This window comes from Pseudomonas arvensis (assembly GCF_056688935.1).
In genome coordinates this window covers 4,871,931-4,886,318 of the sequence record NZ_CP162038.1, presented here as the reverse complement: position 1 = coordinate 4,886,318, position 14,388 = coordinate 4,871,931, and the positions used below count along the sequence as shown (strand labels likewise).

Annotated in this window: 16 protein-coding genes; 6 read left to right on the top strand and 10 right to left on the bottom strand. The window is 61.3% G+C overall.

Features of this window, described 5'->3' with window-relative positions:
- Positions 1 to 31: 31 nt before the first annotated feature.
- The 7 genes from AB3G88_RS22140 to AB3G88_RS22110 all read right to left on the bottom strand — a co-directional run bounded on the left by AB3G88_RS22140 (position 32) and on the right by AB3G88_RS22110 (position 5,657).
- On the bottom strand, positions 32 to 1,381 hold the full coding sequence (locus AB3G88_RS22140; RefSeq protein ID WP_480451675.1) for a CoA transferase: 1,350 nt from the start codon (positions 1,379 to 1,381) through the stop codon (positions 32 to 34).
- A 40-nt stretch (positions 1,382 to 1,421) separates the two neighbouring features.
- The gene (locus AB3G88_RS22135) at positions 1,422 to 2,765 is read right to left on the bottom strand and encodes a sensor histidine kinase (protein WP_158877812.1); all 1,344 of its coding nucleotides are present in this window, start codon (positions 2,763 to 2,765) and stop codon (positions 1,422 to 1,424) included.
- Positions 2,766 to 2,833: 68 nt separating this feature from the next.
- Positions 2,834 to 3,298: a Spy/CpxP family protein refolding chaperone gene (locus AB3G88_RS22130; protein WP_480451673.1), complete on the bottom strand. Its 465-nt coding sequence runs from the start codon at positions 3,296 to 3,298 to the stop codon at positions 2,834 to 2,836.
- Between the two features lie 262 nt (positions 3,299 to 3,560).
- On the bottom strand, positions 3,561 to 4,238 hold the full coding sequence (locus AB3G88_RS22125) for a response regulator transcription factor (protein WP_099585469.1): 678 nt from the start codon (positions 4,236 to 4,238) through the stop codon (positions 3,561 to 3,563).
- A gap of 7 nt (positions 4,239 to 4,245) precedes the next feature.
- Positions 4,246 to 4,653: an SH3 domain-containing protein gene (locus tag AB3G88_RS22120; protein WP_099585468.1), complete on the bottom strand. Its 408-nt coding sequence runs from the start codon at positions 4,651 to 4,653 to the stop codon at positions 4,246 to 4,248.
- A 106-nt stretch (positions 4,654 to 4,759) separates the two neighbouring features.
- Positions 4,760 to 5,059 carry a YciI family protein gene (locus AB3G88_RS22115; RefSeq protein ID WP_015885584.1) on the bottom strand — a complete coding sequence of 100 codons (300 nt, stop codon included), beginning with the start codon at positions 5,057 to 5,059 and terminating at the stop codon, positions 4,760 to 4,762.
- 1 nt (position 5,060) lies between these two features.
- The gene (locus AB3G88_RS22110; protein ID WP_112196584.1) at positions 5,061 to 5,657 is read right to left on the bottom strand and encodes a septation protein A; all 597 of its coding nucleotides are present in this window, start codon (positions 5,655 to 5,657) and stop codon (positions 5,061 to 5,063) included.
- 87 nt (positions 5,658 to 5,744) lie between these two features.
- Between AB3G88_RS22110 and AB3G88_RS22105 the strand changes: the two genes are divergently transcribed.
- From AB3G88_RS22105 to rluB, 5 genes are all read left to right on the top strand, one after another.
- Positions 5,745 to 6,608 (top strand): PHP domain-containing protein, encoded by an 864-nt coding sequence (locus tag AB3G88_RS22105; protein ID WP_099585466.1) that lies wholly within the window; start codon positions 5,745 to 5,747, stop codon positions 6,606 to 6,608.
- Positions 6,609 to 6,621: 13 nt separating this feature from the next.
- Positions 6,622 to 7,251, top strand: coding sequence for an L-threonylcarbamoyladenylate synthase (locus tag AB3G88_RS22100; protein ID WP_480451669.1), 630 nt, complete (start codon positions 6,622 to 6,624; stop codon positions 7,249 to 7,251).
- A 120-nt stretch (positions 7,252 to 7,371) separates the two neighbouring features.
- Complete coding sequence (locus AB3G88_RS22095; protein WP_174244890.1) at positions 7,372 to 8,070, top strand: segregation and condensation protein A; 699 nt, start codon at positions 7,372 to 7,374, stop codon at positions 8,068 to 8,070.
- 12 nt (positions 8,071 to 8,082) lie between these two features.
- A complete protein-coding gene (scpB, locus tag AB3G88_RS22090; RefSeq protein WP_480451667.1) occupies positions 8,083 to 9,003 on the top strand; it encodes an SMC-Scp complex subunit ScpB in 921 nt (306 codons plus the stop codon).
- 300 nt (positions 9,004 to 9,303) lie between these two features.
- The gene (rluB, locus tag AB3G88_RS22085; RefSeq protein ID WP_480451665.1) at positions 9,304 to 10,515 is read left to right on the top strand and encodes a 23S rRNA pseudouridine(2605) synthase RluB; all 1,212 of its coding nucleotides are present in this window, start codon (positions 9,304 to 9,306) and stop codon (positions 10,513 to 10,515) included.
- A gap of 125 nt (positions 10,516 to 10,640) precedes the next feature.
- Here rluB and AB3G88_RS22080 read toward each other — a convergent pair whose 3' ends face one another.
- A complete protein-coding gene (locus AB3G88_RS22080; protein ID WP_480451663.1) occupies positions 10,641 to 11,600 on the bottom strand; it encodes a M29 family metallopeptidase in 960 nt (319 codons plus the stop codon).
- A 70-nt stretch (positions 11,601 to 11,670) separates the two neighbouring features.
- On the bottom strand, positions 11,671 to 11,808 hold the full coding sequence (locus AB3G88_RS22075; RefSeq protein ID WP_034100099.1) for a hypothetical protein: 138 nt from the start codon (positions 11,806 to 11,808) through the stop codon (positions 11,671 to 11,673).
- Positions 11,809 to 12,445: 637 nt separating this feature from the next.
- On the opposite strand from AB3G88_RS22075, the gene AB3G88_RS22070 reads away from it, so the two are divergent.
- Positions 12,446 to 13,867 (top strand): amino acid permease, encoded by a 1,422-nt coding sequence (locus tag AB3G88_RS22070; RefSeq protein ID WP_112196580.1) that lies wholly within the window; start codon positions 12,446 to 12,448, stop codon positions 13,865 to 13,867.
- Between the two features lie 84 nt (positions 13,868 to 13,951).
- Here AB3G88_RS22070 and AB3G88_RS22065 read toward each other — a convergent pair whose 3' ends face one another.
- Positions 13,952 to 14,326, bottom strand: a complete 375-nt coding sequence (locus AB3G88_RS22065) for a c-type cytochrome (protein ID WP_099585459.1) — start codon at positions 14,324 to 14,326, stop codon at positions 13,952 to 13,954.
- Between the last annotated feature and the right edge of the window lie 62 nt (positions 14,327 to 14,388).

The following is a 14,388-nucleotide window of genomic DNA, read 5'->3' as shown; positions in this document are numbered from 1 at the left end:
GTTCGACTTGCCCCCGATAGCGGCCGCCAGATCACCACTGTGCTCGGTGCGAGCCTAATTCCCCGGCCGGCAAATCCCACTGCAATGGCGTACCGCTGATGGTCAGCGGGGGGAGCAACCGGTGGGCCTGGCCCCAGGGGGGCTGTTCCACGAGCAGGCCTTGATCACACGGCTCTTCGGCCCGCAACGCTGGTTGCTCCGGCGCTTGTCCCGCTTCTACCAACAACGTTGCCGTGCGCGCCAAGGACAACCGCGCCGCCCCACCACGGCCGGATTCCAAACGCTCGCTCAAGGCCTGGATCGCGCTGGCCGCCATCAAATACCCGGTGGCGTGGTCCAGGGCCTGCAAGGGCAGCGGCACCGGTTTATCCGCTTGTTTCCAGGCCATGCCCGCGTCGGCGATGCCGCTGCTCATCTGCACCAGGCTGTCGAAGCCTCGGCGGTTGCGCCATGGGCCGCTCCAGCCGTAGGCGTTGAGGCTTACGTCGATCAGGCCGGGGGCGAGGGTTTGCAGTGCACTTGGGGAGTAGCCCAGTTGTTCCAGGGCATCGGCGCGGTAACCGTGCAACAGGATGTCGGCGTCCTTGAGCAGGCTTTCGAAAATCTGCCGGTCTTCGGGGTTTTTGAGGTCCAGTCGGGCGCAGCGTTTGCCGAGGGTCATTTCCGGCACCACGCCGGGCTCGTTCCAGGTGGGCGAGTCGATTCGCACTACATTGGCGCCCAGGCCCGCCAGAAAGCGGCTGGCCACGGGACCGGCCAGTACGCGGGTCAGGTCGAGCACCTTGATGCCGGCCAGCGGACGGGCGACCGAGCCGAGCCAGGGCGTGTCACGGCTGGTGTCGAAGGTCTGGCGCTGTATCAGCGCTTCAGCATTCACCGCCAACCCCTGCGGATGGATTTGCCAGGCCTGCCACGTGCGCATCTGCGCCGCGCAACCACCGGCATCGACAATCGCCTGTTCCAGCTCTGCGGCATTCCACGTTGAGACTTTGGCTGCCATCTCGGCGCGATCTGCGACGTTGCCCAGCACCTGTTCGGCGGCGGCACGGTGATGGGGCGCGTTGGTGTGCAGGCGGATCCAGCCATCGGCGCTGGCGTAGTCGCCGGCCACCGGGTCCCACAGTGGCGGCACTTGCCAGCCCAGCGGGCGAATTGAGGAAGAGAACCAGAACGACGCGAGGCGGCGGTCGACATTCACGCTGGGCAAACGTCCGGTCTGTTGTTGGATCAATCGGGCGACGGCCTGTCCGGCGGCGCCGATGCTGGCGCTGGCCAGTTCGGTAACGGCGAAAATCGAGGGCAGGGCGCCAGCCTCGGTCAGGGTCAGCGGTGTCTGGGGCAGATCGAGTGCGGCTTGGATGGGAGTCAGCAGGTCAGTCATCAAAGGCCCTCCGTAAGAGAAGGGCCACTATAAAAGAACATCACACCGGTGTGACAACCCCAGGTTCCAACGGCAGGTCGATGCTGGCGATAAAGCCACCGCCGGGGTGATTGGCCAGAATCAGGCTGCCGCCATGGCGTTCGGCTGCACGCCGCGCAATCGCCAGGCCCAGGCCGTGGCCTTGGGCGGTCTGGCCGGGCGCGCGGTAGAACGGCTCGCCCAGTTGGCTGAGGTGCTCGGCGTCCACGCCGGGGCCATGGTCGCGCACGCTGATCAGGATTCGTTCGTCGTGGCGCTGCGCCCGCAATTCGATGGCCTCGCCTGGCGGGTTGAACCGTTGGGCATTGCGCAGCAGGTTGTCGACGGCGCGTTCGATCATGGTCGGCCAGCCCTTGAGGTGCAGGTCGTTTTCGCTGGTCAGTTGCACCACCTGGTCGGGCGCGCTGAGCTGGGCGTCTTTTTGCAGGGTCTTGAGCAGGGGATTGAGGTCGACGTCTTCGGCGCTGGCGTTATCGGCATCGACGCGGGCCAATACCAGGATCTCGCTGATCAAGGCCTCCAGGCGGTCGCATTCGCGGGTCAGGCGAGGCCAGAGTTTTTCCCGCTCTTCGGGGCTGGCGCGTTCGGCCAGGGCCAAGGCTATCCGCAGGCGCGCCAGGGGCGAGCGCAGTTCGTGGGACACGTCGCGCAGTAATTGGCGTTGACTGCCGATCAGGCTTTGCAGGCGTGCACCCATGCGGTTGAAGTCGGTGGCGAGTACGCCGAACTCATCACGGCGGTTGGCCAGGCGCGCCAGGCTGTTTTGCTGGTAGGTGGCCTGGCCAAGGTCATGCACCGCACCGCGCAGCCGGCTCAGCGGGCGGGTGATGGATAGGGTGACGAACAGGCTGAACAGGGTCAGCACCACCAGGGCAATCGCTAGGGCGCTCAATGGCCACGTGAGGCTGCTGCGGTGCCATTCGTCGAGCTCGGGGTGGGCGATGCGGTAGATCAGCAAGTACGTGTCGCCGGTTTTCTCGCTGGTGTACTCGGCGGTCAGGCGGCGCCAGGGCAGGTGGCCTTCCTTGCTGTCGTTTTGCCGTGCTTCAAAGGCGGCGGCGCGGCGCGGGAAGGTGCCACGCACCACGGGCTCGCCGCTTTCGTTCAGCACTTGCACATCGATGTGGTACTGGCGCTTGCGCTGTTGCAGCAATTCCTGGGCAGCGTCTTCGCCCTGGGTTTCGTAGAGTTGGGTCCACTCTTGCGCCAGGTTTTTGAGGCCGGGGTGGCGGCTGAGAATCCAGGCATCTTGATTGAGCATATGCCCAAGCAGGATCGACAACCCGGCAACCAAGGCGATGGCCAGCCAGAAACTGGCCAGGATGCGCCAGAACAATGAACGCACAGGAAACCCTCAAACAGGAAAAGCCCAGTGGCGGGGGCCACTGGGCTGGGAGCGTTAACGCGGGAGCATTATTGCGCTTTTTGCGGCTGTTGCGCTTTCCAGGCCTGGAATTCCTTCCATTCGGCGCGGCGCTGTTCCTGCTTCTTGATGATCTCGTCGAACTGTTTCTGCTGGTCAGGCTTGAGCACGGCCCGGATATCGGCCTGGGTCTTCTGCTTGCCGGCGGCGATTTCATCCTGCATGGCTTTCTGGTCAGCGGCCGGGAGTTTGTCCAGGTACTTTTGGGTCAGGTCTTTGCGAGCGTGCCATTGGTCGCCCATCAGCTTGCCGATCTGCTGGCGCTGTTCCTTGCTCAGGTCCAGCTGGCTGAAGGGGCCGCCTTTGCCACGCGGACCGTGTTCACCGCCGTGGCCCGGGCCGCCCATCATGTGGCCTTCAGGACCGCCCATCGGGCTTGGGCCATCGGGCATCGCGGCCATGGCAACGGTTGGCAGGGCTGCGGCGAACATCAAAGCGATAAGGGTCTTGCGCATGGTGATTCTCCTGTCTCTATTCCGGTGAGTCCGGATGTGAGTAGATTACCCAGAGCAAGGTCAGCGGCGGTCAGGGGAGCGTAAAGCTTGGGTAAAGAGGGGTTTGATGCGAGCTGACAAAAGGTTCGCGAGCGCAGAGGTAAATAGTGGGAGCGGGCTTGCCTGCGATGGGCATGTGTAGCGTACGTATTGACACCCCGCGATCACCGAGACCCCAACGCAGCCTCGCTTGCGCTCGGCAGCTGCTACACATGGGGCTTGCTTAGAGGCTGTAGTAATAGCCACGACTGCGCAACGCCACGATCCGTGGCCGGCCATCCGGGTGCGGGCCGATTTTTTTGCGCAGGTTGCTCACGTGCATGTCCAGGCTGCGGTCGTACAGGGTCAGCTTGCGGCCCAGGGCGATCTGCGCCAGTTCCTGCTTGTCCAGCGGCTCGCCGGGCTGGCGCAGCAAAGCTTCCAGCAGGCGGCTTTCGGAGACGGTGAGGGTGAATTCCTGTTCATCGATACTGACCACGCCGCGTACCGGGCTGAAGCACAGGTCGCCCAGCTCAAGCTGGCTGGACACGGCGGCCGGGTGGCTGCGGCGCAATACGGCGCGCAGGCGGGCGGTCAGCTCCCGTGGGTCGCAGGGTTTGGCGAGGTAATCGTCGGCGCCCAGTTCCAGGCCGAGGATGCGGTCCAACGGTTCGCCCCGTGCCGAAAGCATCAGCACCGGCAATTCAGGGTGATCGTTGCGCAATTGCTTGAGCAGCTCCAGGCCACTGCCGTCGGGCAGCATCACGTCGAGCACCACGGCGGCCGGAGCGCTGTCGGCCAAGGCCTTGCGCGCGCTCAAACCGTCGTGACAGGCATGCACCTGGAAGCCTTCCTGGCTCAACCAACTGGTCAGCAGCTCACAGAGCTCCTGGTCATCATCTATCAGTAACAGCTCGCTCATGACTCACTCAATTTAGCCATTGTCGACGGCGACGGTGCCCACCGCTGGCGAAGATCCCGCACAGCAAGGCGATCAGTGCGACGGCCCCGCCGGTGACAAACCATTGCTGTTGCTCGGTCAGCCATCGGGTCAAGGCACCGCCCTGTGAATCTTTGAGTTGCTGGGCCAGCTTTTGGTTCTCTTGACGAAGGCGACTCAATTGAGCGCTTTCGCGGGCAGCATCCGCGTTTTGCAGTTGCTTGTTCAGTTCTTCACGCTGGCGCTCGCTTTCTTTCAAACGTTGCTGCAACTCGCTGATCTGGCTGCCGGCACTCAAGGACAGCGGCGTGGAACTGCCGGTGTTCGAGGTTTCTTCAGCATGGGCCGTAGCCCCGATCGTTAACACTGCCAACAGACACAACTGACGTAAGCGCATCGGAACTCCTGATTCCACACGAATATTCAGACTGTTGTCGGCCGGTTACCGAGAATAATGAGCAATTAGCAGCGCGCCGAACGCAATGTGTCCGGCGCAGCACGGGTCACGGCAGGACTTGCTTGAACGGCTTGATCACGACATCGGCGTAAACGCCGGCCGCGACATAAGGATCAGCCTTGGCCCAAGCCTGGGCATCGGCCAGGGAGGCGAACTCGGCGACAATCAGGCTACCGGTGAAACCGGCGTCGCCCGGATCGTTGCTGTCCACGGCCGGGTGCGGGCCGGCCAGTACGATGCGGCCTTCGGCTTGCAGCTGCTTGAGGCGCTCGACGTGGGCCGGGCGCACGGACAGGCGTTTTTCCAGCGAGTTGGCAACGTCAGTGGCAATGATTGCGTAGAGCATGTCAGTCCTCGGTTTTCGGCGTGGTGGGCTCGGCGTCATGCAGGTGGCGCGACAGGTAAATGCCCTGGGCGACCAGGAACAACACGGTCATGCCCAGGCTGCCGAACACTTTGAAGTCGACCCAGTATTGCTGGAAGGTAAAGGCCACGAACAGGTTGGCCGCGCCGCAGAAGATAAAAAACACGATCCAGGCCACGTTCAGGCGTACCCAGACCGGTTCCGGCAGGGTCAGCGCGTGGCCCATGATCCGCTTGATCAGCAGGCGGTCGCCGATGAAGTGGCTGCCGATAAACGCCAGGGCAAACAGCCAGTTCACCACCGGGGCTTTCCATTTAAGGAAGGTTTCGCTGTGAAAAGCCAGGGTCAGGCTGCCGAAAACCAGGCACGCGACCAGGGTCAGCCATTGGCTTTTTTCCAGTTTGCGCTGGGAGATGAAAATCGCGCCGTAGACCACGACAGAGCTGATGATCAGCACGGCAGTGGCGCTGTAGATGCCGCCGACAGTGAGCTCATGGCCGGCCAGATCGACGACCCGAGGGTCGAGTTTGTAAACGATGAAGAACAGCAACAGCGGGATGAAGTCGATGAATTGTTTCACAGTAAGAGCCAGAAGCTGGATGTGGCGGCATAATAACAAACATCCTTGGTTGCGAAAGCGCCAGCTGACTTGAGGTTACACACTCCCGTGAATGTTGATTTGCACTGCCACAGCACGGCCTCCGACGGCGCCCTGGCGCCCGCGGTACTGGTTGCGCGTGCGTTTGAAAAAGGCGTGCGAGTCCTGGCGTTGACCGACCACGACACCCTCGAAGGCCTCGACGAAGCGCGTGTAACCGCCCATTCGTTGGGCATGCAGTTGGTCAACGGCGTGGAATTGTCCTGCACCTGGGGCGGCGCGACCATTCACGTGCTCGGCTACGGCTTCGATCAGAAAGCCCCGCCGCTGGTGGAGGCTATCGCGCAATTGCACGACGGCCGCTGGCTGCGGTCCGAAGAAATAAGCCGCAAATTGGCCCTCAAAGGCATGCCCAATGCCCTCGACGGCGCCCGCGCCATCCAGCAGGAACTGGGTGACAGTGGCAATGCACCGGCCCGTCCGCACTTTGCCGACTGGATGGTGCGTGAAGGTTTTGTCAAAGACCGCGCTGAAGCCTTCCGCAAATGGCTGGGGGCTGGCAAGTTGGGTGATGTGAAGCAACATTGGCCGACCCTTGAGGACACCGTCGAGACCCTGCGGGCCTCCGGGGCCTGGGTCAGCCTGGCGCATCCCTGGCATTACGATTTCACGCGCAGCAAGCGTCGCAAGCTGATCAGCGACTATATTGGAGCGGGCGGCCACGCGATCGAAGTGGTCAACGGGCATCAACCCGCCGAGCAGGTCGGCAGCCTGGCGATTCTTGCCCGCGAATTTGGTCTGCTGGTCAGTGCCGGCAGTGATTTTCATGGCCCAGGCGGCTGGTCCGAGATCGGCGAGTACCGCGCGGTCCCGGAAGATTTGCCGCTTTTGTGGGGGCGATTCAAGCATGACCCCATTATTGCCACCGTCTGAACAGGTAGAACCCGTGAGTCAATTCTTCCAGATTCATCCGGAAAACCCCCAGGCACGCCTGATTAAACAGGCCGTGGAGATCATTCGCGCCGGCGGCGTGGTGATCTACCCAACGGATTCGTCCTACGCCATCGGTTGCCAGATCGGCGACAAGGGCGCGGTCGAACGTGTGCGCCGTTTGCGTCAATTGGACGACAAGCACAACTTCGCGCTGATCTGCAGCGACTTGTCCCAACTGGGCCTGTTCGCCAAGGTCGACACCGGCACTTTCCGCCTGCTCAAGGCGCACACGCCGGGCCCGTACACCTTCATTCTCAACGCCACCCGCGAAGTGCCGCGCCTGCTGTTGCATCCGAAGAAGCGCACCATCGGCCTGCGTGTGCCGGAGCACCCGATTGCCCTGGCGTTGCTGGCTGAGTTGGGTGAGCCGCTGATGAGTGTGTCGTTGATCATGCCCGGCGACACCGAACCCCTGGAAGACCCGTACGAAATGCGCCAACGGCTGGAAAAGCAGGTGGACCTGATCATCGATGGCGGCGTCGGCGGCGGCAAAGCCTCCACCGTGATCAACCTGGCCAATGGCGATCCAGAAGTGATCCGTGTGGGTTGTGGTGATCCGGCGCCCTTTATGGTCGAGGCCTGAATGTCGTCAGTGGAAACCGTCGACCCTCAGGCAGGCGCCCAGCAGGAACTGCCGTTTGCCATGGTGTACGGCCAGGCCGTGCTGGAAATGCCCCTGGATCTGTACATCCCGCCGGACGCGCTGGAGGTCTTCCTTGACGCCTTCGAAGGCCCGCTGGACTTGTTGCTGTACCTGATCCGCAAGCAGAACATCAACATTCTCGACATCCCGGTGGCGGAAATCACCCGCCAGTACATGGGGTATGTCGAGCTGATGCAGTCGGTGCGCCTGGAACTGGCCGCCGAGTACCTGGTAATGGCCGCCATGCTGGCCGAGATCAAGTCGCGCATGTTGCTGCCGCGTTCGGAGACGGTCGAAGCCGAAGAAGACGACCCACGTGCCGAACTGATCCGCCGTCTGCAAGAGTACGAACGCTTCAAGGCCGCCGCCGAAGGCATCGACGGTCTGAGCCGCGTGGGCCGCGACGTGGTGGTGCCCAAGCTGGATGCTCCCGAAGCCCGCGCGCGCAAACTGTTGCCAGACGTGAGCCTGGAAGAATTGCTGATGTCCATGGCTGAAGTGCTGCGCCGTGGCGATATGTTTGAACACCACCAGGTCAGCCGTGAGGCGCTGTCCACCCGCGAGCGCATGAGTGATGTGCTGGAGCGCCTGAAGGGCGGTGGGTTTGTGCCGTTTGTCGAGCTGTTCACCAAGGAAGAAGGGCGCCTTGGGGTGGTGGTGACCTTTATGGCGGTGTTGGAATTGGTCAAGGAGTCCTTGGTCGAGCTGGTCCAGAATGAGCCTTTTGCGGCTATCCACGTGCGGGCGCGAGCCGAATAAAGAGCTGAATCGATGAATCTGACTGAACCCCGCGAACTGGCGCCCCTGCTGGAGGCCTTTCTCCTGGCCTCGGGCAAACCGCAATCCCTGGAGCGCCTGTTCGAACTCTTCGAAGAGGCCGAGCGCCCCGAACCGCCGGTGTTCAAAAAGGCGCTGGAGATTTTGCGCAAGTCCTGTGAAGGCCGCGCCTTTGAACTGCGCGAAGTGGCGTCGGGTTATCGCCTGCAAATCCGTGAGAAATTTTCCCCGTGGGTCGGCCGTCTGTGGGAAGAGCGCCCGCAGCGTTATTCACGGGCGATGCTGGAGACCATGGCACTGATCGCCTATCGCCAGCCGATCACTCGTGGCGAGATTGAGGATGTGCGGGGCGTGGCGGTCAACAGCCATATCGTCAAGACGTTGCTGGAGCGCGAGTGGATCCGCATCGTCGGCTACCGCGACGTGCCGGGCAAACCGGCGATGTTCGCCACCACCAAGGTATTCCTCGACCACTTCAACCTGAAAAACCTCGACGACCTGCCGCCGCTGGCCGAATTGCGCGAGATGGAAGCCGAGCCGGTGCTGGACTTCGACGACGCCCCGGTGCCGGCAAGCCTGCAGGAACTGGCCGATGCCAGTGCCGAGCCGGAAGAGCCCAAGGACGAAACCAGTTTCCACACGTTGTTGCTGGAACTGGACGACATGGAGCAGGGCATCAAGACCGACTTTGACGATCTGCTGCGTGATGGGGTGGCGGAGCCGGAAGCAGAAATGAACGTTGAAGTTGCGCCTGAAGTGGATTCGGAGGAAGACATCCTCGGCGTCGCCGATGCCCGCGAGAAACTCCTGGCCGCCGTCGCCGCCCTCGAACAGCCGCCGCTGAGCGATGAGGAAGACGAGGCCCGGGCACTGGCAGAGGCCATCGAAAACGAACGCCGCCAGTTCGAAGACTGACACGGGCCCATGTGGGAGGGGGCTTGCCCCCGATGGCGGTGGTTCAGTCAGTACATTTGATCCTGACACACCGCAATCGGGGGCAAGCCCCCTCCCACATTGGTTCTCTGGTGCTCTGGTGCTTTGGGCGCCACCGGCCGGCGGAAAAACAAATGACTTGGCGCATATCGACTAGTCTCTGATGCGCAACGCTCACCATGAGCGTATGATTCGCGACCCTTTGCCGACCTATTCGGCCAAAGCCCCGCTTTCAACACTCTTCAGGCCACGCCTGAATCGACCCACCGGGAGGTGCTTAAGATGAACGACAACGACCAGAACGACAGCCAGGAAATCGGCCCAGCAGGTGAAAAACTGCAAAAGGTGCTGGCGCGTATCGGCGTGGGCTCGCGCCGCGACGTCGAAGCCTGGATCACCCAGAAGCGCATCAAGGTCAACGGCGTCGAGGCCACGCTTGGCCAGCGCGTCGACCTGCACGATGCAATCACCATTGATGGCAAGGTCATCAAGCGTGAAGAGGCCGCCGAATCGGTGCGCCGCGTGATCATGTACAACAAGCCCGATGGCGAGATCTGCACCCGTGACGACCCTGAAGGCCGTCCGACCGTGTTTGACAAGATGCCCAAGCCTAAAGAAGGCCGCTGGATCAACATCGGTCGCCTCGACATCAACACCACCGGCTTGCTGATGTTCACCACCGACGGTGAATTGGCCAACCGCCTGATGCACCCGTCTTACGAGATGGACCGTGAATACGCGGTACGTGTCCGTGGCGAAGTCGATGACGAGATGATCGAGCGCTTGAAAGCCGGCGTCGTGCTGGAAGACGGCCCGGCCAAGTTCACCGATATCAAGCAGGCTCCAGGTGGCGAAGGTTTCAACCACTGGTACCACTGCGTGGTGATGGAAGGCCGTAACCGTGAAGTACGTCGCCTGTGGGAGTCCCAGGGCCTGGTGGTCAGCCGCCTGAAGCGCGTGCGTTTCGGTCCGGTGTTCCTGAACTCCGACCTGCCGATGGGCCGCTGGCGCGAAATGAGCCAGTACGAAGTCGACATCCTCAGCGCCGAAGTGGGCCTGACGCCGGTCGCCATGCCGCAGATGAACGCCAAGAGCAAAGACAAGCTTGAGCGTATGCAGCGTAAATCGTCGCGTCCTGTGGCCCGTACCGAGCGTGTGGCGCGTACCGTACGCCCGGCACTGGATGCCCCGGCGACTGGTGGGCGTATCTCCCGTCAGCCGCACATCGAAGGTGAGCGCCGCCCAACGGCCCCATCGCGTCAGGAAGGCGAGCGCGCACCGCGTACCCCGCGTCCTGCGCCGGCCGGTGGTCGCAGCAACCGTGGCGAGGCAGATCGCCCTGCCGACAACGCCAGCACCAAGCGCCCAGCCAAGCCGGCGGCGAACAAGCGCCCCGGCCCGAAACTGGTGGCCGACGAGCCATCGGGCAAGCGCCGTGGCGCTCCGGCGGGTTCGGGTCAGCGTCCGGGTTTTGGGCGCAAGAAGCCGCAGTGATGCGCTAAGCGCTGCGCAAAAACGCCAACCCTCGGGTTGGCGTTTTTTTTAGATCTGGATTTGAAATGCATTCAATTGCGGGCAAGCCCGGCTCCCACAGGGGGCCTAGTCATCCTGATGTCCTTCTAAAACGCGAAAGTGCCATCAAACACCGGCTTGTCGTCGAGTGCCAATATCCCGCTGGCAAAGATCAGATCCAGGTGATGGCTGCCTTTCTGCCCGCCGCCCAGGCCCAGGTGCAAGCCGCAATGGCGCTCCTCAAACCCGGCATTGCGTGCATACAGGTCCTTCACGCCTTCATTGGTACCAATCCCCAGTTCTTCCACACGCCGGTTCGACGGGTTGGCGTTCAGGTACTTATTGAAATCATCCACCAGCCCCGGCACATCGCTGGCGACGCTGCAGACGGTCGAGTTCTCGATCCACAACTCCAGCGGCGATTGCAGCACGCCGTATTTGCGCGCAAACGGGATGGTGCTGAGAAAAGTGCCGACAAACCGAACCTGGCCGTTGATGGCTTCGCTGTGGGTGGCGATCTCGCCGGGGGCCAGGTCGTGGTTACCGACGCCGTTGATATTGGTCCACTTCTTGATGCTGCTCAGTGGCGCCTCAAGGCGCGAGCCATGTTTGTCGGTAAAGCTGAGCACATTGGCCTGGCCCATGCGCCGGATCAGCGTGGCGTTGAGATCGGCAATACGCTGCGGCTCCACGCTGAAGGTGTCGTAGAAGTAATCGCCGTAATCCTTGAACAGCAGGGACTTCTTCCAGTGCTCAGCCATTACACCCTGCAAGGCGCGGATAAAGTCCGGGCCTTCGGCGCGTGGGTTTGGCAGGGTCGAGGAATCGTAGAGAAACAGGTACAGGTCACAGGTTTCGATGGAGTGGGCCAAGGTATCGCTGGCGGTCAGGTCCAGGCGCTGTACCTGGAAGTTGAAGCGGGCGGCGCTGCGGTGGGAGATGGCCTGGGCGATGGCGTCGTAACGCTCGGTATGGCCCAGCAGCACGGTGGGGCAGTTCAGGCCGCTGAGAGCCGGGTGGTGGGCGAGGTAGTAGAGAAAGTGTTCGACGGCGCGGGCCTTGTCCATGACGCGTGTCCTTGTGTGCCTTGGGAAAGGGGGCAGGCGCCGTGCACAGCACCTGCCGGATGCCTGCCGGTTAGAACGGCCACATCGCGGTGCCGAACGGCACCACGGCATCGGCTTGCATCATTTCAACGGCGGCCTCGTGGGTCGGTGCTTCAAACCAGTCGTCGAGTTGCAGTTCGGTTTCCAGGTCGTTTTCCAGTACTTGCATGGTGTATCTCCTAGAGGACGGTGTTTGAGTACGGCCTGCCAACGGGCTTCGCTGGCAAGTGGAATGAACCTAGGAGAGGCTGTTACTTAATGCAAAATATTTATTGACACGGTTTCATTTGGATTTTTTCTTCTGTTTTTTTAGCACGCATTTTTTCTGAGGAAAAACAGTGAGCTGGCAGCCTCTTGTTGACGGAAACTTCTGATCGCCAATTTTCCCAAAGATGACAGCTGTAACGCAGGTTTTCCGCGATGTAACGATTAGTTTACGACTAAACGGTGGCGTTATTGGGCGACTCGAAGCTGTAAGGAATCCCTGACAGATCGTCGCATGCACCGTTCGGGGGCGGGCGTAAGCTGTCGAGCGGTGTACAATGCGCCGCGTTTTACTGTGACCCCCTTTGCGTAACCCGCAAAAGGCCAAGACCTTGGGGTTTGCCGACCCCGATCACTCCGCCCGGCCACGAGCCTGGCGGGTTCGATTTCGTCACAGATAAAAACAAACAGGTGACGCATGACCATTAGAAAGACGCTGTACTCCTGGTGCCTGCGCTGGGGTTTGAGCGGCGCTGCTTGAGTCGAGATTCCAGGCAGCAACCTGCATTCAATATCCTCAAACCTTGCGTGAGACCCTTTTCATGAGTGGACCCCATTCCCCTTCAGGCGAGCTGAAACGCGGCCTGAAAAATCGGCATATCCAGTTGATCGCCCTCGGTGGCGCCATCGGCACAGGCTTGTTCCTCGGCTCGGCCGGGGTGCTCAAGTCCGCCGGCCCGTCGATGATCCTGGGTTATGCAATCTGCGGCTTCATCGCCTTCATGATCATGCGCCAGCTCGGCGAAATGATCGTCGAAGAGCCGGTCGCCGGTTCCTTCAGCCACTTTGCCCACAAGTACTGGGGCGGTTTCGCCGGCTTCCTGTCGGGTTGGAACTGCTGGATTCTGTACATCCTGGTGGGCATGTCCGAGCTGACCGCCGTGGGCAAGTACGTGCACTACTGGTGGCCGGAGATCCCGACCTGGGTCTCGGCGGCGGCGTTCTTCGTATTGATCAACTTGATCAACCTGGCCAACGTCAAAGTCTTCGGTGAAGCTGAGTTCTGGTTCGCCATCATCAAGGTCGTGGCCATCGTCGGCATGATCGCACTGGGCAGCTACCTGCTGGTCAGCGGCAGCGGCGGCCCGCAGGCCTCGGTGAGTAACCTGTGGGAGCACGGCGGCTTCTTCCCCCATGGCGTGGGCGGTTTGGTGATGGCCATGGCGATCATCATGTTTTCCTTCGGTGGCCTGGAAATGCTCGGCTTCACCGCCGCCGAAGCCGACCAGCCACGCACCGTGATCCCCAAGGCCATCAACCAGGTGATCTACCGCATCCTGATCTTCTACATCGGCGCCCTGGTGGTGCTGTTGTCGCTGACGCCGTGGGACAGCCTGCTGGCGACCCTCAATGCGTCCGGCGATGCCTATAGCGGCAGCCCGTTCGTGCAGGTGTTTTCGATGCTGGGCAGCAACACCGCTGCACACATCCTCAACTTTGTGGTCCTGACTGCAGCGTTGTCGGTCTACAACAGCGGCACCTACTGCAACAGCCGCATGCTGCTGGGCATGGCCGAGCAGGGCGACGCGCCCAAGGCCCTGGCCAAGATTGATAAACGCGGCGTGCCGGTGCGCTCCATCCTCGCCTCGGCGGCAGTGACACTGGTGGCGGTGCTGATGAACTACTTCATCCCGCAACACGCGCTGGAACTGCTGATGTCCCTGGTGGTGGCCACGCTGGTGATCAACTGGGCGATGATCAGCTTCTCCCACTTCAAGTTCCGCCAGCACATGAACCGCACCGGTCAGGTGCCGCTGTTCAAGGCGCTGTGGTACCCGTACGGCAACTTCGTTTGCCTCGCGTTTGTGGTGTTTATCCTGGTGATCATGCTGATGATTCCGGGGATCCAGGTGTCGGTGTACGCGATCCCGGTGTGGGTGGCGTTTATGGCGGTGTGTTACTGGCTCAAGAACAAGCGCAGTGCTGAAGCCGCGTTGAACACAGCGAGTGCTGCGTTGAAGTAAACAGATGCACGTCCACAGAAAACCCGGCGTCCTGTATTCCTCTATCGGGAACTCAGGACGCGGGGTTTTTGAGTTTTCAAGTCGTCAATTTTTTGAAATCACGCCGCTCATGTATTCATTCAAATCGCGAAAGTCCTTGACGGTCCAGGCATGCGGCGCGACCTGCACACCGTTTTCGCGCAGCGTTTTCGGGATCAAATCTCCATTCGGGCGAAGTATGACCGAAGAAACAATAACGCCCGGATAAGCCGCCAGCCGTTTTTTGAAGGCGGGCGTTGTAAGGTCGGGTGTAGGCGGGTTGCTTTTCTTCGCCAACGGCCCCGTGGCCTTGAGGTCTGGCCCGTGGCACATGGCGCATCGCTGTGAATAGAGGTTTTTGCCATTGGCATTATCTGCAAAGGACAGTGATGTTTGAATGAGTGATAAGGTGCCGAGCAAAGTGATCAGTAGTGTTTTCATGTTCATGCGTCCTTGTTGATGTTGTCCGAATTGGGCGTGTCCGTTGCCTAAGGTTTTTGATT